17 protein-coding genes are annotated in these 18,998 nt (G+C 71.3%); 9 read left to right on the top strand and 8 right to left on the bottom strand.

Annotated elements, in window-relative coordinates; all coding sequences use genetic code 11:
- The first annotated feature begins 10 nt into the window (after positions 1 to 10).
- A complete protein-coding gene (locus ACFXJ5_RS30990; RefSeq protein ID WP_384638313.1) occupies positions 11 to 1,543 on the top strand; it encodes an MFS transporter in 1,533 nt (510 codons plus the stop codon).
- 57 nt (positions 1,544 to 1,600) lie between these two features.
- On the opposite strand, the gene ACFXJ5_RS30985 is transcribed toward ACFXJ5_RS30990, so the two are convergent.
- The 8 genes from ACFXJ5_RS30985 to ACFXJ5_RS30950 all read right to left on the bottom strand — a co-directional run bounded on the left by ACFXJ5_RS30985 (position 1,601) and on the right by ACFXJ5_RS30950 (position 9,385).
- Entirely contained in the window at positions 1,601 to 2,407 is an 807-nt protein-coding gene (locus ACFXJ5_RS30985) for an SDR family NAD(P)-dependent oxidoreductase (protein WP_384638310.1), read from the bottom strand.
- A gap of 119 nt (positions 2,408 to 2,526) precedes the next feature.
- Positions 2,527 to 3,531, bottom strand: a complete 1,005-nt coding sequence (locus ACFXJ5_RS30980; RefSeq protein ID WP_384638307.1) for a LysR family transcriptional regulator — start codon at positions 3,529 to 3,531, stop codon at positions 2,527 to 2,529.
- 288 nt (positions 3,532 to 3,819) lie between these two features.
- Positions 3,820 to 4,785, bottom strand: coding sequence for a fumarylacetoacetate hydrolase family protein (locus tag ACFXJ5_RS30975; RefSeq protein WP_384638305.1), 966 nt, complete (start codon positions 4,783 to 4,785; stop codon positions 3,820 to 3,822).
- Positions 4,786 to 4,788: 3 nt separating this feature from the next.
- On the bottom strand, positions 4,789 to 6,168 hold the full coding sequence (locus ACFXJ5_RS30970; RefSeq protein ID WP_384638302.1) for an FAD-binding oxidoreductase: 1,380 nt from the start codon (positions 6,166 to 6,168) through the stop codon (positions 4,789 to 4,791).
- A gap of 5 nt (positions 6,169 to 6,173) precedes the next feature.
- Positions 6,174 to 6,917: a cyclase family protein gene (locus tag ACFXJ5_RS30965; protein ID WP_384638299.1), complete on the bottom strand. Its 744-nt coding sequence runs from the start codon at positions 6,915 to 6,917 to the stop codon at positions 6,174 to 6,176.
- Positions 6,917 to 7,921, bottom strand: coding sequence for an amidohydrolase family protein (locus ACFXJ5_RS30960; RefSeq protein WP_384638297.1), 1,005 nt, complete (start codon positions 7,919 to 7,921; stop codon positions 6,917 to 6,919). Before ACFXJ5_RS30960 ends, ACFXJ5_RS30965 begins: the two co-directional genes overlap by 1 nt.
- Positions 7,921 to 9,045, bottom strand: a complete 1,125-nt coding sequence (locus ACFXJ5_RS30955) for an FAD-dependent monooxygenase (protein ID WP_384638294.1) — start codon at positions 9,043 to 9,045, stop codon at positions 7,921 to 7,923. Before ACFXJ5_RS30955 ends, ACFXJ5_RS30960 begins: the two co-directional genes overlap by 1 nt.
- Before the next feature lie 34 nt (positions 9,046 to 9,079).
- Positions 9,080 to 9,385 (bottom strand): antibiotic biosynthesis monooxygenase family protein, encoded by a 306-nt coding sequence (locus ACFXJ5_RS30950; protein WP_384638291.1) that lies wholly within the window; start codon positions 9,383 to 9,385, stop codon positions 9,080 to 9,082.
- A 253-nt stretch (positions 9,386 to 9,638) separates the two neighbouring features.
- Between ACFXJ5_RS30950 and ACFXJ5_RS30945 the strand changes: the two genes are divergently transcribed.
- From ACFXJ5_RS30945 to ACFXJ5_RS30910, 8 genes are all read left to right on the top strand, one after another.
- A complete protein-coding gene (locus ACFXJ5_RS30945) occupies positions 9,639 to 10,619 on the top strand; it encodes a fumarylacetoacetate hydrolase family protein (protein WP_384638288.1) in 981 nt (326 codons plus the stop codon).
- A gap of 14 nt (positions 10,620 to 10,633) precedes the next feature.
- Entirely contained in the window at positions 10,634 to 11,572 is a 939-nt protein-coding gene (locus tag ACFXJ5_RS30940) for a VOC family protein (protein ID WP_384638285.1), read from the top strand.
- Positions 11,573 to 11,615: 43 nt separating this feature from the next.
- Entirely contained in the window at positions 11,616 to 12,131 is a 516-nt protein-coding gene (locus ACFXJ5_RS30935; protein WP_384638282.1) for a cupin domain-containing protein, read from the top strand.
- Positions 12,132 to 12,156: 25 nt separating this feature from the next.
- Positions 12,157 to 13,485, top strand: coding sequence for a histidinol dehydrogenase (gene hisD / locus ACFXJ5_RS30930; protein ID WP_384638279.1), 1,329 nt, complete (start codon positions 12,157 to 12,159; stop codon positions 13,483 to 13,485).
- Positions 13,482 to 14,258: an SDR family NAD(P)-dependent oxidoreductase gene (locus tag ACFXJ5_RS30925; protein WP_384638276.1), complete on the top strand. Its 777-nt coding sequence runs from the start codon at positions 13,482 to 13,484 to the stop codon at positions 14,256 to 14,258. The genes hisD and ACFXJ5_RS30925 overlap by 4 nt, the downstream gene beginning before the upstream one ends.
- Positions 14,259 to 14,623: 365 nt before the next feature.
- Positions 14,624 to 16,195: an MFS transporter gene (locus ACFXJ5_RS30920; RefSeq protein ID WP_384638273.1), complete on the top strand. Its 1,572-nt coding sequence runs from the start codon at positions 14,624 to 14,626 to the stop codon at positions 16,193 to 16,195.
- 9 nt (positions 16,196 to 16,204) lie between these two features.
- Positions 16,205 to 17,158, top strand: a complete 954-nt coding sequence (locus ACFXJ5_RS30915; protein WP_384638270.1) for an NADP-dependent oxidoreductase — start codon at positions 16,205 to 16,207, stop codon at positions 17,156 to 17,158.
- Between the two features lie 221 nt (positions 17,159 to 17,379).
- The gene (locus tag ACFXJ5_RS30910; RefSeq protein ID WP_384638267.1) at positions 17,380 to 18,993 is read left to right on the top strand and encodes a thiamine pyrophosphate-dependent enzyme; all 1,614 of its coding nucleotides are present in this window, start codon (positions 17,380 to 17,382) and stop codon (positions 18,991 to 18,993) included.
- Positions 18,994 to 18,998 lie beyond the last annotated feature (5 nt).

Genomic DNA, 18,998 nt, shown 5'->3' with positions numbered 1-18,998 from the left:
ACCAACCACCGTGTCGACGCAGGCAAAGAAGCCGCACCTCGACCGCGGCACACTCATAGCGTGCTGTCTGGCCGTGGCGATCGCGCAGATGTGCATCACCATCCCGTCCCCGATCAACGGAAACATCACCTCCGCCTTCGGGTCGTCCGGCTCCCAGGTCGCCTGGGTCACCTCGGCGTTCATCCTGCCGACGGCCATCCTGGAGCTGAACTTCGGTGTCGTGGGCGACATGTTCGGCCGCAAGCGGCTGCTGGTCATCGGCGGCATCGTGCTGGCCGCCGGTGAACTCATCAACGCCACCGCGCAGAACATCCACGCGCTCTGGATCGGCCAGGCCGTCGCCGGTGTCGGCGCCGCCGCCATCTTCCCGACCACCCTCGCCGTCCTCGCCGCCGCCACACCCGACACCAAGGACCGCGCCAAGGCCCTGTCCACCTGGGCGCTGAGCATCTCCCTCGCCTCCGCGATCGGCCCGCTGCAGTCCGGCCTGCTGGGCACGTACGCGAACTGGCGCTACGCCTTCCTGCCCGCCGCGGTGATCGGCCTGATCAGCGCGGCGATCTCCTTCCGGTCGGTCACCGACTCCAAGGCTCCCGAGGGCCGTTCGCTGGACTGGCCCGGCCAGGTCAGCATCGCGGTGGCGCTGACCACGTTGCTGTGGGCCATCATCGAGGGCGGGGACCGCGGCTGGAGTTCCGGTCCGATCGTCGGCTGCTTCGTCGTCGGTGCCCTCGCCCTGGCGGCCTTCGTGGTGGCCGAACTGCGCTCCCAGTCGCCGATGATGAACCTGTCGCTGCTGCGGATCCCCTCCTTCGCGGGCGCCGCCGGAGTCGCGCTGGTCGGCATGCTCGGATTCATCGGCACCGCCTACTGCGTCAGCATCCGGCTCGGCGCGGTGATGCACCTGGACGCGCTCCGGGCGGGCATGCCCTTTGTCATCCTGCAGCTGATCCCGCTGCTGATGGCGCCGGTGCTCAGCCGCCTGCTCAGCGGGGTCAACCCGCGCTGGCTGCTCCTGTCGGGTCTGCTGCCCATGGCCGCCGGGCAGTTCTGGCTGTCCGCGCTGCCCATCACCACGACCTCACTGGCCGCCTTCCTCGGGCCGGTGATGCTGCTCGGCATCGGCTTCATCTTCGTGGTCAGCTCGCTCACCGCCGCCGCCGTCAACTCCGTCCCCGCCCACCTGACCGGCATGGCGAGCGGCGCCACCAGCCTGGTGCGGGAGTTCGGCCAGGCGCTGGGCCCGGCCGTCATCAGCTCCGTGGCCATGGGCCTGGCCGGCGACATGCTGGTCGGCAAGCTCTCCGGCGCCGCCGCCGCGATCAACGCCGCGGGCGGCCCGCTGGCCGTCGTCAATGTGCCGGCGGCGGGCCAGGCGGCCCAGCTCGCGGCCCGCGACGCGCTGGCCCACGGCCTCAGCGTCGGCACCACGATCTGCGGGATCGCCTCCCTGGTCGGCGCTGTGATCGTCCTCGTCGTCCTGCGCTCCCAGGCCAACCCGGAGACCACCGAGGACCGGGCCGCCGAGCCGGCCTTCGCGTGACCCTGCTCCCCCCCACTGAGTCGGGCCCGGCCCGTTGGACCGGGCCCTTCCGCGTCGCTACTCGGCCGCAGCGGCCGCCGCCCGGTCGACCGCGTCCACGATGACCTTGGTGCCGCCGTGCGACGCGTAGCCTCCGTCGACGGTGATCTCGGCGCCGTTGACATACGCGGACTCGTCGGAGATCAGATACACCACCAGCGGGGCCACCTCGGCCGGCGTGCCGGCCCGGCCGAGCGGGGTCAGCGAGAGATGCGCCTGCACGAACGCCGGGTTGGCGCTCGTCATCAACGGCGTCTCGATGTAGCCCGGGTGGATGATGTTCGTACGGATCCCCTGGGACGCCAGCTCCAGCGAGGCGACCTTGGACAACCCGCGCAGCGCCCACTTGCTGGCGGTGTACGCGACCGCGTGGTGGGCGGTGAGACCGGCGACGGAACCGATGTTGACGATCGAGCCGCCCGTCGGCGCCGTCATCAGCGGGGCCAGGGCCTGGATGCCGAGCAGCGGCCCGGTGGTGTTCACGGCGAAGGCCCGGTTCCAGTCGTCCAGGGGGACCGAGCCGAGGCGGGCCCGCATGGGGATGCCCGCGTTGTTGACGAGGCCGTGCAGCGGCACATGGCGCGGGGTCAGCCAGTCGACCAGCGCCTGCCAGTCACCTTCCTGGGTGACGTCGAGGCGGTGGAAGTGCACGTCCAGGCCCTCAGCCCGCAGCCCCTCCGCCAGTTTCTGCCCGGCCTCGTCGAGGAGATCGGTCGCGATGACCGTGGCACCCTCACGGGCCAGGGCCTCCACTTCCGCGGCTCCCTGGCCCTGCGCTGCTCCGGTGACGACGACGGTCCTGCCCTGCAGGCGGTTGCGGCTCACGATTCCCTCCAGCGATCGGCGTTCTCGCAGCTCACGCTACGTACGCGGAAGGGGCGGGGGAAACTCGTACTTCGTATGCCTGCCATCCGGCCGGTGAGTCGGTCGGCCGGGCACACCGGTCAGGCGGTGTTGGCGGCCGACCGGGCGAAGGGCAGCACGCGGGACAGCTCGTCGGGCGTCGAAACATCGGCCGTGGCGGCCGTAGCGGCGTTCGCGTTGTCGTCCAGCTCGGCGCCGACCCGGCGGATGGTCTCGCGCAGCCAGCGGTGGCCGGGGTCGGTGTGCCGGTTGTGGTGCCAGTACAGCGCCTCGATGAGCGGCACGTCCGGGAAGGGGGTCGGCACGGCAAGACAGCCGACGAACGGCTCGAAGCGGGTGGCCAGCCGCTCCGGCACCAGGGCCACCAGCTCGGTGCCCGCCACCAGGAAGGGCAGCACACTGAAGCCGGGGGTGCTGACCTGCACCCGGGGGGTGATGCCCAGCGTCTCCAGCTGCCGCCCGGCCGGGGTGGGGCTCTTGCCGAACCCGGCGCCGGCGTGCGGCATCTCGGCCAGGTCGCGCAGGGTCAGCCGGCCGTCCTTGACCCTGCGGTTGTTGCGGTCGACGATGCAGACGAAGCGGTCGTGCATGACCGTCTCGCTGATCCCCGGCAGGCTGTAGCCCAGCGGCGCGACCATCACGTCGTGGCAGCGCAGATGCGTCTCGTTCTCGGGCTCGCCGTGCACCAGCGGGTGGAAGTCGATCCGTACGCCCGGTGCCTCGTCGGCCAGCACCCGCAGCAGCGGTTCGACGAACACCGTCATCGCGTAGTCCGACATCACCACGGAGAACCGCTGGCGGCTCTCGGCCGGATCGAACTGCCGGGTCAGGGACAGCGCCTCCTCGGCCTTGCGCAGCGTGTCCTGGACCACCGGCAGCAGCCGCTCGGCCAGCGGAGTCAGCTCGTAATTGCGGCCCACACGCACCAGCAGCTCGTCATTGAAATGGCGGCGCAGCCGGGCCAGCGATCCGCTCATCGCGGACTGGCTGGTGGAAAGCCGAACCCCCGCGTGGGTCACATTCCGGTCCTCGAGCAGGGCCTCAAGGGCAACCAGCAGATTGAGGTCGATCGCTCCGAGACCCATGGACGCTCTCCTTCGGCCCGCTTCATCGGGGGTTTTGGGGGATCGAGGACTGGATGAGGATCAAGCCCCGGATTCATTTCGATGAAACGTGAGCGTAACCATCGTTACCAGGCCGAGGAAGAGTCGAAAGGAATTTCTCAGAATTCGGCCGGATACGCGATGCCAGCCATCGGGGAGGCGAATCGTGCCCCGCCTCCGCCTCCGCCTCCGCCTCCGCGCCCGTCCCGGACAACGCAGCCGACCCCTGGGCCCCGCCGGGCCCAGGGGTCACGCGTGCTGCTCGCCGGGTCAGGGGCGCGGGGTGCGCCCCCGCTTGCGAGCGCGGGCGAGCGGGTGGGCGGGCGCGCCCGGCACGATGCGGTTGCTGATCGTGCCGAGGCCCTCCACCGCCAGGGTCACCCGGTCGCCGGGCTTCAGCGGCGGCGGCGTACGTTCGCCGTTGCGGCCCCAGTGCTCGGCGAGGGCGCCCCAGCCGCAGGTGCCGGAACCGAGGATGTCGCCGGGGCGGACCCAGGTGCCCCGCGAGGCGTAGGCGACCATCTCCTCGAACGTCCAGGAGGCGTTCGCGAGGGTGTCGCGCCCGATCAGGGTGCCGTTGAGGGTCACGGTCATCTCGAGGTCGAGGTACCCGTCGGCGTCCCGGCGGTGCTCCAGCTCGTCGGCGGTGACCAGCCAGGGGCCGAGGGTGTTGGCGAAGTCCTTGCCCTTGGAGAAGCCCAGGCCGAGCTCCTTCTCGGGCTTCTGCAGATCACGGGCCGACCAGTCGTTGAAGACCATGTAGCCGATGATGTGGTCGCGGGCCTGCCCGGCCTCGAGATCCCTGCCCGAGCGGCCGATCACCGCGGCGACCTCGATCTCGAAGTCCAGCACCGAGCAGTTCTCCGGCACCGGCACGTCGTCGTACGCGCCGACGGCGGCGTGCGGATTGGTGAAGTAGAACGCCGGCGCCCGGTACCAGACCTCGGGGACGTGCTCCAGGCCGTCCAGGCTCTTGGAGACACCCTCGACATGGGCCTCGAAGCCGACGAAGTCACGGATGCTCGGCGGGGTGGGCAGCGGCGGCAGCAGCCGCACGGCGGCCAGCTCCACAGCCCCGGTGCCCGCCAGCGCGCGGATGCCCTCCTCGCGCAGGGCGTCACCGCCCTCCTGGATGAGCGCGAGCAGGGTGACGCCCTCGGGCAGCGGGTGGATCCGGTCCTCCAGGACCACTCCGGCCCGCTCGGCGCCCTGAAACTCGTACGTGGCGAAACGCATGCTCTATCGCTCCCAGTGGTTGGTGTTCATGGCCGGTCCGGCGGCCGTGAGGTAGCCGGCGAACAGGCCCTTCGGGTCGCGCTCGGCCCGTATCGCCTGAAGGCGCGCCCACTGCTCGTCGCCCATGAAGCGCAGCTGCCGGTTGGTGAAGTCCGAGTCCCCGAGATACTGGCCGGCCGTCACCGGCTGGAGGTCGGCCATCGCGGCGTCGAGCCAGGCGCGGTGTTCGGCGTCCTTCGACTCGTCGCTGTAGACCACATACGTGGCCGAGTAGATCTCCGTCTGCATCGAGAAGGCCATGTCCGGCAGCTCCCGCAGCGGCGCCATACTGAACCAGATGGTGAAGGTCTGCGGCGTCGGGTGGTCGGTGAACGCCTTGCGCATCGCCGGGACCACTTCCTCGGCGGTGCCCCGCAGCCAGGCGTTGTCCACCAGATAGCGGTGGCCCTCGGGGTTGGCGACGCGCTGCATGTGCAGTTGCTCGGCGAAGGTGGTGGGCTGCGCCTCGATGCGCAGCAGCGCCCGGTCCGCGTACGGGTTGGCGTGCAGCGGGGCCAGCGCCTCGGCGGCCTGCTCCGGGGTGTCGGTCATCGAGACGCCGGTGACCAGGAGGACCGCGCCGCCCGGGTGGCCGGGGAGGGGGTCCGGCGGGGTCTGAGTGACGGCGACGATCTCCACCAGGTCGGAGACCTCGTGGTGGGTGTGGTGCAGCCAGGTCATCACCTCGTCGAAGAGGTCCAGCGGATAGGCGTGCACGGTCTGCGCCAGATGCTTCGGCAGCGGCCTGGTGCGCAGGTGGAAGCGGGTGACGATGCCGAAGAAGCCGGGGCCCGCGCCCCGGGCGGCCCAGAACAGGTCGCTGTGGTGCTCCTCGTCGGCGCGGACCAGTTCGCCCTCGGCGGTGACCACGTCGATCGCGACGATGTTCTCCGCCGCCCAGCCCCAGCCACGGGCGTTCCAGCCCTGACCGCCCTGCAGCAGAAAGCCGCCGATGCCGACCGACGGACAGTGCCCGCCGTTGAAGAGGCGGCCGAACTGCCCGAGATACGGATTGAGTTCGTCCCCGCCCTTGACCGACGGCGTCGCGGTCACGAGCTCGGTCCCCGGATCGTACGAGAGCTCCCGGAGGCCGCCGAGGTCGATCAGCAGCGCCTCGTCGCGCACGCTCCAGGCCGCCCAGCTGTGACCGCCGGAGCGCACCGCGACCTGCCAGCCACGCTCGATCGCCAGCCGCACGCCCTCGACGACGTCCTGCTCGCAGACCGCCTCGAGGACGGCGGCAGGCCGGCGGCCGGGGCGCCGGGCGTTGAACACCCGGCCGATGCGGGCTTCCTCGTATCCGTCCTGGCCCGGGAGGTGCAGACGGCCTGTGAATCGGTTCATGGCTCTCACTTGATGGCAATCGGGTTGACGGGTGATCCATCGACCGAATCGTGGTCCCTGACCGGCAACGGGGCGGCGACCAGCAGGAATTCGTACACGCCGTCGGCGGCGCAGTCCTCGGCCAGCTCCTCCAGGTCGAACCGGGCACCGAGCGGCAGCCGCAGGTCGGGGATGGCGATCTGGCGCAGCGGGTCGACGCAGGCGGAGGGGAACTCGTGCGGGCGCACCTCGAAACCCGCGGTGTCGGTGGCGGCCGCCGCGATGTCGGTGCGGTGCAGCCAGCCCAGCGTGCTGAAGGACAGGCCGGCGGCGGGCCCGGTTTCGTAGCCGCTCCAGTTGTCCAGGCGGCGGCAGCGGGCCGGCTGCCCGGTCCTGACCAGCACGATGTCGCCGCGGCGTACGGAGGAGGTGGCGCCCTGGGCCTCGATGGTGAGGCGCAGGTGCTCCTCGCGCACGGGGAAACCGTCCGGCAGCTCCCTGCCCGGGCCGGCGACCACGCGGGCCACGTCGAGGAGCACGCCGCGACCGGTGAAGCCCTCCGCGGCATGCCCGTCGGTGTGCCAGCGGGCACCGGCGGCCGCGAGGGAGACCGGTCTGCCGCGGCGGACGAGGCTCGCGGCGTGGGCGCGTTTGCCGTTGTCGAGGAAGTTGAGGGTGCCGAGCACGTCGTCGGCACCCCATCGGCCCCGGTTGCGGTACGCGGAGCGGGCCCTGGCCAGCTCCTCCTCCGTCGCGTCCGCTGTGTCCATCAGCTCAGCCCTCCCAGCAGCCGTGCCGCGTTTCCGCCGGCGATGTCGTCCCGCTCGGCCGGGGCGAACCCGGCGTCGTCCAGGCGCTTGAGCGGATCGTCCACGCCCATGTCGAAGGGGTAGTCCGTGCCCAGAACCACCCGGTCGCCGCCGACCGCGTCCACCAGCTGGCGCAGCCCCTGCGGGGTGTAGACCAAGGCGTCGAACCACATCCGGCGCAAATAGCTGCTGGGCTTCTCGCGGCAGCCGCGCGCGTCCGGCCGGGCCTGCCAGGCATGGTCGGAGCGCCCGACGTACGTGGGCAGATAGCCGCCGCCGTGCGCCACCACCAGCTTCAGGCCCGGGAAGCGGTCCAGGACCCCGGTGAAGATCAGATGGGACAGCGCCACCGTGGTCTCCACCGGCTGCCCGACCGTGTTGCCGAGGTAGTGGGTGGCCAGCCGTTCGGCCAGCGAGCAGCCCCACGGGTGGACGAAGACGATCGCGCCGACTTCCTCGGCGCGCGCCCACACCGGGTCGTGGCGCTCGTCGGCCAGTTCGCGGCCGTCCACCGTCGTGGAGACGCTGATCCCGCGCAGCCCGTACTCCGACACCGCCCGGGACAGCTCGGCGACCGCCAGGTACGGGTGCTGCAGCGGCACCGTGCCCAGGCCGGCCAGCCGGTCCGGGGCCTGGGCGCAGTGCGCGGCGACGGCCTCGTTGGTGGTACGCGCCAGCCGGGCGGCGAGCTCGCGGTCCGCCCAGTAGTGGTGCATGGGCATGGGGCCGACGACCTGGAGGTCGACGCCCATCGCGTCCAGCTCGGCGAGCCGGGTCGCGACATCCGTGAGCTGCGGGCCGAGGCGGCCCAGCTGTGCCTGGTTGGCGGCCAGGCTCTCGGGGGAGTGCGACCGCTGCTCGGCGGCCAGCTCCGCGGCGAAGCCGGGCGTGCCGGCCACGAGGGCGTTGGCGGCGGGCACGGCCAGATGGCCGTGGAAGTCGATGACCGGCGTCGGGATCGTCATCACGCCTCTGCCTGGAGGAAGGTGAGGGTGTCCTGCATGATGCGGCCCGGGTCGGCGCCCGGCGTCTCCGGGTGGATCTCCCACTCGGCCAGCTGCAGCGAGTTCTCCAGGACCGTACGCACCCGTGGCATCCGGCGGGCCATGAAGTCCTTGAGGGCGGTCTCCACCGGGCCGTCCCCGGTGACCAGTTCGGCCAGGACGACGGCGTCCTCGGTACACATCGCCGCGCCCTGGGCGATGAGCGGCGGGCAGGCGTGCACCGCGTCACCGATGAGGATCATCCGGCCGCGGTACCAGGGGGCCTCGACCAGGACGGCCTCGATCCAGCGGTAGTCGACCGTGGTGTCCTCGGGCAGTGCCTCCAGGATCCGGCCCCAGATGCCGCCGTAGCCCGCGCCGCGCTCGCGCAGCAGCGACAGCGGCGCCCTGGGACCGATGAGCGACGCGTCGAGATTCTCGTCCAGCAGATACGCGTAGCACTTGTCCTCGGAGATCGGGCTGTACCCGGCCTTGTACCGCGGGCCGCCGTAGTAGACCTCGGCGCAGTCCATCTCGGCCGGACGGTCCGCGACCACCCGGAAGATGCTCATGCCGACCGGCTCGGGGAGCGTCTCTATGCCCATCAGGGCGCGCATGTGCGACTTGAGGCCGTCGGCGCCGACCACCAGGTCGTACCGGCCGGTCGAGCCGTCGGTGAAGACGACGTCGACGTGGTCGGGCGACTGCTCGAAGGTCTCGACGCTCAGCCCGAGGCGTACCTGCACCCCGGCCGCGTAGACGGCGTCGCACAGCGCGTCCTGCAGGTCCGAGCGCAGTGCGCCGGTCGTGGAGGGCAGATCGTCACCGCCGGTGTGCGGGGTGGCCAGCTCGACGATCAGGGAGCCGTCCGCCTGCCGCAGCCGCATGTGGTTGAACGGGACGGCCTTCTCGAGCACCCGGTCGAGCACGCCGACCTCGCGCAGCGCCTTCAGCGCGTTGCCCTGCACCGTGATCCCGTGGCCGACGCCGAACCACTGCGGCGAAATCTCGACGAGATCGACGGACACACCGCGCCGGGCCAGCGCGAGGGACAGCACGCTTCCGGTGATGCCGCCGCCGACGACGAGCACCTTCGAGACAGCCATGGGTCGTTCCTTAACAGATAGGAGTTCGAAAGGATCAGCCGGAGAAACGCGTACCGAGGGCGTCGAAGTGCTCCACGTCCGGCGGCGAGGCGAAGAACGGCCCGATCAGCTCCCGCCACCGCAGGAAGCGCTCGGACTCACGGAAGCCCACGTTGTGAGCCTCGACGGAGTCCCAGCCGACCAGCAGCAGATAGACGCCGGGGCGCTCCACACCGCGCAGCAGTTCCACCCAGTGGAAGCCCTCGGCCTGGGAGATCACCTTACGGGCCTCCTGGTAGGCGGCTTCGAACTCCTCCTCACGGCCGGCCTGAACGGCCAGTTCGGCGTGCTCGACGATCACGTGTGCTCCTCGGTTCCGGTCGGTGCCTGGCCCGACCTTCCTTCGCACGTTGATGCACAGTCAACGGATCGAGTCATCGGCAAGCGAGTGGTCATCCATCCCGCACGGTGATGGGCCGTTCGGCCCCGCCTCCACCTGGCCATCCGCCACCTGATGACAGGCATCGCGGATGGGTATTTCCGCTGCCGCCACGGCGCTGCCTAGCGTGGCCGGAGCGACGCTGAAACCTCCTGCCCCGATCCGAGGAGCACCCGTGCCCGATCCACTCCCGCTGCCCACCCATGCCGGACCGTTCGCCCTCGGCACCTTCGGGGCCGGCGCCGGCGCGCCCTTCCCCGGCCTGGTCACCGGACGGCAGGTGCGTGACGTGTCCGACCTGGCGCCCGATGTCGCCACGCTGGTGAGGGACTGGGACGCCTCGCTGGTACGGCTGCGCCCACTCGCCGATGACCCCGGCGGTTCCTGGTACGACCTCGCCGACCTGCGAATCCACGCGCCCCTGGAGCCGGGCCAGATCCTGCAGAGCGGTGCCAACTACCGCCGCCACGTGGTCGACCTGGTCGCCGCCGAGCGGGAGAGCGTGCACGGCGCCACCCGCGAGGAGGCCCGCGCCGACGCCGAGAAGATGATGGACGAACGCGCCCGCAACGGCGTCCCGTACATCTTCCTCGGCAGCCCCCGCGCCATCACCGGACCGTACGACGACGTGATCCTCCCGGCGCTCGGCGAGCAGCACGACTGGGAGCTCGAACTCGCCCTGGTGATCGGCCGCGAGGGCCGGCACATCCGCCGCGCGGACGCCATGTCGTACGTCGCGGGCTACACGATCTGCAACGACATCACCACCCGCGACCGGCTCTACCGGCCCGACCTCAAGGCCATCGGCACCGACTGGTTCACCGCCAAGAACGCCGACACCTTCCTGCCGACCGGCCCCTTCCTGGTCCCCGCCGCCTTCGTGCCCGACCCGTCGGACGTACGGATCACCCTGCGGCACAACGGCGTCGTACGGCAGGACGAGTCCACCAAGGACATGATCTTCGACATCCCGAGGCTCATCGAGTACGCGTCCGCCACCACCACCCTGCGCCCCGGCGACCTGCTGCTCACCGGCTCCCCGGCCGGCAACGGGGCGCACTGGGGGACCTTCCTGAAGCCGGGCGACGTCATGGAGGCCGAGATCACCGGGCTGGGCAGCCAGCGCAACACCTGCGTCCCCGACGTCACCGCCTAGGAGCTGACACCACCGTGACCTTCCAGCCCATCACCCACCTGCGCCATGTCGACCTGGCGGTACCGGACTTCGACACGCAGCGCGCCTTCTACGGCTCCACCTGGGGCCTGACCGAGATCGCCAACGACAGCGGCATCGCCTTCTTCGCCGCCGAGGGCAGCCCCGAGCAGTACGTCGTACGCATCCGCAAGGACCAGCACAAGCGCATGGACCTGGTCGCCTTCGGCGCGGGCAGCGCCGCCGACGTCGACGAGCTGGCCGCCCGGCTCACCGCCGACGACGACGTCACGGTCATCTCCGAGCCCGGCACGCTCGACACCCCCGGCGGCGGCTACGGCTTCCGCTTCTTCGACCTCGACGGCCGGGTCGTCGAGGTCTCCAGCGACGTCGCGACCCGCACCCACCGCAGGATCGAGGAGCGCGAGGCCATCCCGGTCCGGCTGTCGCACTGCGTGGTCAACTCCCAGAACCCGGAGGCCCTCAAGGCCTTCTACGAGAAGCACCTCGGCTTCCGGCTCTCCGACACGCTCTACAGCAACCACATGGGCGAGCTCATGTACTTCATGCGATGCAGCCCGATCCACCACAGCTTCGCCATCGCCCGCGGCCCCCATGTCTCCCTGCACCACGCCTCGTTCGAGATGCGCGGCGTCGAGGAGTACATGCGCGGCACCGGGCGGGCACTGCGCGCCGGCACCCGGCTGACCTGGGGACCCGGCCGGCACACCGCCGGCGACAACACCTTCTCGTACTTCCACGACCCGCACGGCAACACCGTGGAGTACACCACCGAGCTCGCGGTCCTCGACGAGGACACCTGGCACCCGGGTCTGCACGACGTGGACGACCCGATCACCCAGGACCAGTGGGGCACCGCCGACCCGATGAGCGAGCTGGTCGCCAAGGAGCAGTTCAACGACCCGGACGTGCTGTTCAGCGCGCCGCCCGTATAGCCGCCCGCGTACGCCCGCGTACCGCCGCCCGTAGAGGAGACCCGTGACCAGCGACACCCCCCGCCGTGTGGTGACCGGCCACGACAAGGACGGCACCTCCGTCTTCCTGTCCGACGGCCCGCCACCGGTGATCCGTACCGCCCCCGACGGCGCGCACTTCTACGAGATGTGGGGGACCGCCGCCATGCCGGCGCCGATCGCCCCGGACGAGCCCGACCCGACGGAGATCTCGCTGACCGTGCCGCCGTCCCCGAACGGCACCAAGATCCGCGTCAACGAGTTCCCGCCGGGCGTGATCTCCCCGACGCACCGCACCCAGTCCGTCGACTACGGCATCGTGCTGAGCGGCGAGGTCGTCCTCGTCCTGGACGACACCGAGACCACGCTGCGCGCAGGCGACGTGGTGGTCCAGCGGGGCACCGACCACCGCTGGGAGAACCGCACCGACTCCTCGGCCCGGATGGCGTTCATCCTCGTCGACGGCGTGTTCACCGACGACCTCAAGGACCGTCTCGGCGCAGATGTGCTCGACGGTCTGATGCACAGCCCGCTGCACTGAGCCGCACTCACCGAAAGGCCCCGCCATGGGCACGCACCTCAAGCACGCCGAACCGAAAGAGCAGACCGCGGCCTCCAACGAGGCCGTCAAGGACGTCGTCACCGGCGTCATCGCCGACATCCGTGAGCGCGGTGACGCGGCGGTCCGCGCGTACTCCGAGCGCTTCGACAAGTGGTCACCCGAATCGTTCCGGCTCTCGCCGGAGCAGATCGAGAAGATCGTCAGCGAGGTGCCACAGCAGGTCATCGACGACATCCGGTTCGTCCAGGACCAGGTCCGCAACTTCGCGCAGCACCAGCTCGCCTCCATGGGCGAGTTCGAGATCGAGACCCTGCCCGGCGTCCGGCTCGGCCAGAAGCACATCCCCGTCCAGGCCGTCGGCGCCTACATCCCCGGCGGGCGCTACCCGCTGACCGCCTCCGCGCACATGACGATCGTCACCGCCAAGACTGCCGGCGTCCCGCGCGTCGTGGCCTGTACGCCGCCGATCCGCGGTGAGGTCCCCGCCGCGACCGTGGCCGCCGCGCACCTCGCAGGGGCGGACGAGATCTGGCTGCTCGGCGGCGTCCAGGCGGTCGCCGCGATGGCCATCGGCACCGACACCATGGCGCCGGTCAACCTGATCGCCGGCCCCGGCAACGCCTATGTCGCCGAGGCCAAGCGCCAGTTGTTCGGCCAGATCGGCATCGACCTGTTCGCCGGGCCGACCGAGATCCTGGTCCTCGCCGACGACGACGCCGACCCGTACACCGCCGCCGTCGACCTGCTCAGCCAGGCCGAGCACGGCCCGGACTCCCCGGCGATCCTCATCACGACGTCCGAGGAGCTCGGGCGCAAGGCCATCGCGCACGTCGAGGCGATCCTGCCCGACATGCCCACCAAGGACTTCGCCGAGCCCGCGTGGCGCGACCACGGCCAGGTCATCGTCGTCGACGGCATCGACGAACTGTACGAGCTGGCCGACGAGTTCGCCTCCGAGCACGTCGAGGTGCTCACCGCCGAGCCGCGCCTCGCGCTGGAGCGGATGACCCAGTACGGCGCGCTCTTCCTGGGGGAGGGCACGTGTGTCAGTTACGGCGACAAGGTCATCGGCACCAACCATGTGCTGCCCACGCGGGGCGCCGCCCGGTACACCGGCGGCCTGTGGGTGGGCAAGTACCTCAAGACGGTGACGTACCAGGAGGTCACCGAGCCGGGGTCCAGCGCGTTCCTCGGCCGGCTGTGCGGGCGCGCCGCCCGCGTCGAGCTCTTCGAGGGGCATGCCCGCTCCGGCGACCTGCGCGCCGCCAAGTTCGGTGACGACGCGCTGCCCTGGGCCACCGAGGGCTCCGGCTACGAGGGGACCGGCGCGTGAAGCACCCTGTCGACGGCCGCACCGCGCTGGTCACCGGCGGGGGCGGCCCGCTCGGCCGGGCCTTCTCGGTCGCGCTGGCCGGGGCCGGCGCGCGGGTCGTCCTCGTCGGCCGCAATGCCGAGGCGCTGGGTGCCGGCGCCGCGCTCGTCAAGGAGGCCGGCGGCAAGGCCCGTACGGCCCGCTGCGATGTCTCCGACCCCGCTTCGGTGGCCGCCCTCGCCGCGGAGCTGGCGGACGAGGACATCTCGGTCCTGGTCAACAACGCCGGCGTCGCCGGTCCCGTGAAGCCGCTCGTCGACATCGAACCGGGGGAGTGGGATGACGTCTTCGCCGCGAACGTACGGGGCGTCTACCTGGTCTGCCGGGCCTTCCTGCCCGCCATGATCACGGCAGGGCGGGGCGACGTCGTCAACGTCGCCTCCGTCAGCGGCAAGCGTCCGCTGCTCAACCGCACGCCCTACACCGCCTCCAAGATGGCCCTGATCGGCCTCACCCGGACCCTGGCCGGGGAGGTCGGACCGCTCGGCATCTCCGTCAACACACTCTCCCCGGGCCCGGTGCGGGGACCGCGCATGGCTCGGAACTTCCGCCTCGAAGCCGAGCTCACCGGCTCCACGGTCGAGGCGGCCGAGCGTGCCTTCGCCTCCCGCTCGGCGCTGGGCCGCCTGGTGGAGGAGCCCGAGGTCGCCCAGGCGCTGCTGGCCATGCTGGCCATGCCCGGCCTGTGCGGCGCCGACATCGACCTCTCGGCGGGCATGATCGCCCCGGCCTGACCGGGTGGCCGCCCCTGGTAAGCGGTGCAGGACAGCGACGAAGGGCCGGACTCAGTCCCACGGAGTCCGGCCCTTCGGGCTGCCCAGATGTGAACTGCCCCTGAAGCTTGCAGGACTCCTTGACGCCTACCTACTAGGAAGCTAGCTTCCTTTTCTATGACGTGTGCCACTCGTACGAGCCGGCGACGGGACGGAGGCGACGGGTCGGACGTCAATGTGCCGCCGCGTGCCCGTACGGCGGCACGTCCATTCGCAATGCCCTCGGAATCGCGCCGCCGGTGGGGCGCCCATGCCTGGCGGACAGCCGACGCCGGCTGACGACCGCGCGAGTCGAGCCAAGGGAATAACCGAAAGGAAAAAGGCCGATGGCAACGACGGCATCAGCAAAGACCACGACAGTTCAACTCGACCCCACGCGATGGCGGGCTCTGTCCATCGGTCTCGTCGGCGCGTTCATGGTCATGTTCGACACGAGCATGATGAACGCGATCCTCCCGACGATGCAGACCGCGCTGCACATGTCGCCGACCCAGGTGACGTGGGCCACCGCCGGGTTCTCGCTGGCCGGCGCCGTGACCCTGGTGCCTGCCGGACGGTTGGGCGACGACTTCGGCCGGCGGCGTATGTTCGTCATCGGCATGGTGCTCTTCCTGCTGGCCTCCCTGTCCTGCGCGCTGGCGCCGAACGGCAGTTGGCTGGTCGCCTCCCGCTTCGTCATGGGCATCGCCGGCAGCATCGTCATCCCGCAGGTCATCGGGCTGATGCAGCAGCTCTTCACCGGCAAGGGGCGGAGCAAGGCGTTCGGTGTGTACGCCGCGATCGTGGCCATGTCCACCGCGTGGGGTCCCCTGATCGCGGGGCAGACCGTCGACGGCTTCGGACACCAGAACGGCTGGCGCTATGTCTTCTTCATGGGCATGCCGATCAGCCTGATCTCCCTCGTCCTCGGCTACCGGCGGCTGCCGCAGACACCGCACAAGGGCGCCGGCCGGAGTGGGGTCGACTTCGGGGGCATGGCCCTGCTGGGTCTGGCGCTCATCGCGATCGTGCTGCCGCTCGCCGAGAACGGCGACCAAGGGGTGAACCCCCCGTGGTGGCTGCTGGGCGTCGGGGCCGTCCTGCTGGTCGCCTTCGTGCTGTGGGAGCGGTCGCTGGACCGGCGTGACGCGCATCCGATGATCAAGCCCCGGCTGCTCGCCCTGCCCAGCTTCTCCTTCTCCTTCGTGACCTGCCTGTTCTTCTACGCGGCGTTCCCCCCGATCTTCATCCTCCTCCAGCTCTACTTCCAGGGCGGGCTGCACTACTCCGCCCTGCAGTCCTCGCTGGGCACCCTGCTCTTCCCGATCGGCTCGATGTCCGGAGCGCTGATCAGCGGGCGCCTGGTGCCTCGCTACGGCCGCCGGATGGTCGTGGCCGGCTGCCTGATGATGACGGCCGGGCTCACCACCACCTCCCTGCTGTCCTTGAACTGGAACGGCGGCAACATCGCCCTCGTCCTGGCTCCCGGGCTGCTGGTCTGCGGTCTCGGCGCCGGCTTCGTCATCTCCTCCAACCAGAGCCTGGGCCTGTACGACATCCCCAAGACCGACGCGAGTACGGCGGGCGGGACCTACCAGGTCGGCGTCAAGATCGGCTCCGCGATCGGCATTCCGATCGCCACCTCGGTCTTCTTCTCCTCACTCGCCGACCACCGTGGGAATTTCGCCGACGCTGTCGCCGCCGGCCTGGCCATTCCCGCCTGCATGGCGTTCCTGGCCTCGCTGGTCGCCGTGGTGGGGCTGGCGCGGACCAAGCAGTGGGGCACCCGCGAGGTCTCGGAGGACATCGACAGCGAGCCCCGGGAAGAGGCGCCGACCCTGGGAAAGGCACCGGCCGCCGGCAGGTCTGCCGCGCCGCTCGCCGCGCCGGCTGCGGTCCCCCGTCGAATCAAGGAATGAGTACACACCATGAGCATGCGGGCATACCAGTTGGAGGGTTTCGGCTCCCGCCCCCGGATCGCGGACGTCCCCAGACCCACCCCTGGTGAGGGCGAGGTCCTGGTCCAGGTGCGTACCTCCTCGGTCAACCCGCTGGACGCCAACATCGCCGGCGGACGGGCCAGACGCTACAAGGAGTACGTCTTCCCGGCGATCCTCGGCACCGACTTCGCCGGCGTCGTGGCGGAGACCGGGCCGGGCGTCACGGGGCTGTCCCCCGGAGACCGGGTGTTCGGCCTGGTGCACGGAAACGTCGTGCGGGCGGGCTCGTTCGCGGAGTTCCTGGCCGTCCAGCAGGACCGGCTGGCCGCCGTACCGGCCACGGTCGACGACCTGACGGCCGGGGTCCTCGGCCTCGCCGGAGTGACCGCCGTCTCCTGCCTGGACGCGGTCCGGGTCGGGGAGGGCGACACGCTGCTCGTCGTCGGGGGAAGCGGTGGGGTGGGCAGCTTCGCGACGCAGTTCGCCGCGGCCCGGGGCGTCCAGGTCATCGCGACGGCCCGGCCGGGCCCCGAGGAGGACCATGTCCGCAAGATGGGGGCCGCCGAGACCGTCGACTGGTCGGCCGAGGACGTCGCCCGGACGGTGCGGGGGAGGCATCCGGACGGGGTGACCGCCGTGATCGATCTGATCGACCGGGACCCCGCCGCGTTCACCCCCCTCGTCGTCCGGACGCTGGCCCCCGGCGGCCGGGCCGCATCGACACTGCGCGCCGCCGACCCCCAGGCGCTGCAGGGCATCCCCGCGGTGAACGTACGCCCGGAGGTCGGCACACGGGTCCTGCACCGGCTGGCCGGGCTGGCAGAACACAGCCTGCAGGACTCCCCGGTGACCGCCGTTCACGACTTCGACCGGATCGACGCGGCCTTCGAGGCACTCGCCACCGGCTCCGTGGGGAAGCTCGGCCTGCGCATCAGCGGGTGAGCGGCCATCCGACTCCTTGACCCAAACCTACTAGGAAGCTTAGCCTCTTTACGCCGTAGACGGAGAGCGGAGGATCCGCGATGAAGATCGTCCCGTTCGGTGACACGGCGTGGATACAACGCCATCACGTTCGAGGACCCGAAGGACGAGCGGCACGTCGGCTGAGGGCGCCGACCCGAAACGGCTCTGCCGGCTCCTTCCGATGAGAAAGCGCTCCTGTGATGCGTACTGTCCGTGATGCCTCCTTCGATGTGCTGCGCCTGCACGGTCTGACCACCATGTTCGCCAACCCCGGCTCGACCGAGGTGTCGCTGCTGTCCGACCTCCCCGACGACCTGGACTTCGTCCTCGCCCTCCACGAGGGGTCGGTGGTCGGCGCGGCCACCGGCTGGGCCATCGTGCGCGACGAACCGGCGCTCGTCCTGCTGCACACGACGGCGGGGCTCGGCAACGCCGTGGGCGCGCTCGCCACGGCGCGGGTCAACCGGGTCCCGCTGGTGGTCGTGGTCGGCCAGCAGGACCGTCGCCACCTCGCCCACGAGCCGTTTCTCGCCGGACGCCTCGAGGGGCTGGCCGGTGACTATCCGGTGAGCGTGGAGACCCCGGCGCGGGCCCAGGACGTGCCGGGCGCGATCGGCCGGGCCGTGCATGCCGCCCGCACCGGGCGCGGCCCGGCACTGGTCATCGTCCCGATGAACGACTGGGCGGAGCCGGCCGAGGAACTGCCCGTCCCCGCACCGGCGGTGCTGCGCCGCGCGACCACCGCCGACCCGGCGGCGGTCGCCGAGGTGGCCGGGCTGATCGCCCGGGCCGACGCACCCGCCCTCGTCGTGGGCGCGGGCACCGACAGCGCCGGGGCGTGGGCGGCGCTGACCTCGCTCGCCGAACGCCTCGACTGCCCGGTGTGGCAGGAGCCGTTCGGGGCGCGGGCCGGATTCCCGCAGGACCACCACCTGTTCGCGGGTCACCTGCCCGCCGACCGGACCCGGTTGCGCGAGGCCCTGGCCCCGAACGACCTGGTGCTCGTCGTCGGCGCCCCCTTCCTGCGCCAGTACCCGTACGCGCAGGGGACGTTGACCGGGACCGGTACGCGGGTCGCCGTGGTCACCGACGACCCGGCCGAGGCCCACCGTGCCCCGGCCGACCTGGCGGTCGTCACCCCGCTGCCCGACTTCTGCGACCGGCTCGCGCGGCGCGTGCCGCCCCGGGAGGCCGGCGCGCCGCGATCCGTACGGCCGCCCACGCCGGCACCGGTTCCAGCCTCGCCGCCGGCCCCCGGACAGCCGCTGCGGGCCGCGCACGTGCTGGCCGCGCTGGCGAGCAGCCTGCCCGCCGAGACGGTGATCGTGGAGGAGACCCCGTCCTCCCGCCCCGACCTGCACGCGCTGCTGCCCGCCCGGCGGCCGCTCGGATTTCTCAGCGCCGCGATGGGCGGCCTCGGCTTCGCGATGCCCGCCGCCGTCGGCGTACGGATGGGAGAGCCCCGGCGCCCGGTGGTGGCGATCGTCGGCGACGGCTCGTCCCTGTACCAGGTGCAGTCACTGTGGACCGCCGCGCACTACGGCGTCGGCGTCGTCTTCGTCGTCCTCGCCAACGGACGCTACGCGATCATGGACCGGCTCGCCGAGCAGCACGGGGGCAAGCCGCCCTGGCCCGCCTTCGAGGAGGTGAGCGTGAGCGATATGGCCCTGGCGCTGGGGTGCCCCGCCCGGAGGATCACGCAGCACCCGGAACTGCTGGACGTCCTCGGCGACATCATCCCCACCCTCGGCTCCCGCACCGAGCCCGTCCTCCTGGAGGTGGTCGTCGCGCCGGACCCGGAATTCCACCCCTGACCGCC

Origin of the sequence: Streptomyces sp. NPDC059373, from assembly GCF_042751495.1 — a bacterium.
GTDB lineage: Bacteria > Actinomycetota > Actinomycetes > Streptomycetales > Streptomycetaceae > Actinacidiphila.
The sequence above is the reverse complement of the archived record's forward strand: the minus strand, read 5'-3'. Positions and strand labels throughout refer to the sequence as shown.

Excerpts from the sequence above, each read along its gene's own strand:
- ACFXJ5_RS30980 (WP_384638307.1), bottom strand. The coding sequence starts at position 3,531 with ATGGGTCTCGGAGCGATCGACCTCAATCTGCTGGTTGCCCTTGAGGCC.
- ACFXJ5_RS30975 (WP_384638305.1), bottom strand. The coding sequence starts at position 4,785 with ATGCGTTTCGCCACGTACGAGTTTCAGGGCGCCGAGCGGGCCGGAGTG.
- ACFXJ5_RS30970 (WP_384638302.1), bottom strand. The coding sequence starts at position 6,168 with ATGAACCGATTCACAGGCCGTCTGCACCTCCCGGGCCAGGACGGATAC.
- ACFXJ5_RS30965 (WP_384638299.1), bottom strand. The coding sequence starts at position 6,917 with ATGGACACAGCGGACGCGACGGAGGAGGAGCTGGCCAGGGCCCGCTCC.
- ACFXJ5_RS30960 (WP_384638297.1), bottom strand. The coding sequence starts at position 7,921 with ATGACGATCCCGACGCCGGTCATCGACTTCCACGGCCATCTGGCCGTG.
- ACFXJ5_RS30955 (WP_384638294.1), bottom strand. The coding sequence starts at position 9,045 with ATGGCTGTCTCGAAGGTGCTCGTCGTCGGCGGCGGCATCACCGGAAGC.
- hisD (WP_384638279.1), top strand. The coding sequence starts at position 12,157 with ATGGGCACGCACCTCAAGCACGCCGAACCGAAAGAGCAGACCGCGGCC.
- ACFXJ5_RS30920 (WP_384638273.1), top strand. The coding sequence starts at position 14,624 with ATGGCAACGACGGCATCAGCAAAGACCACGACAGTTCAACTCGACCCC.
- ACFXJ5_RS30915 (WP_384638270.1), top strand. The coding sequence starts at position 16,205 with ATGAGCATGCGGGCATACCAGTTGGAGGGTTTCGGCTCCCGCCCCCGG.
- ACFXJ5_RS30910 (WP_384638267.1), top strand. The coding sequence starts at position 17,380 with ATGCGTACTGTCCGTGATGCCTCCTTCGATGTGCTGCGCCTGCACGGT.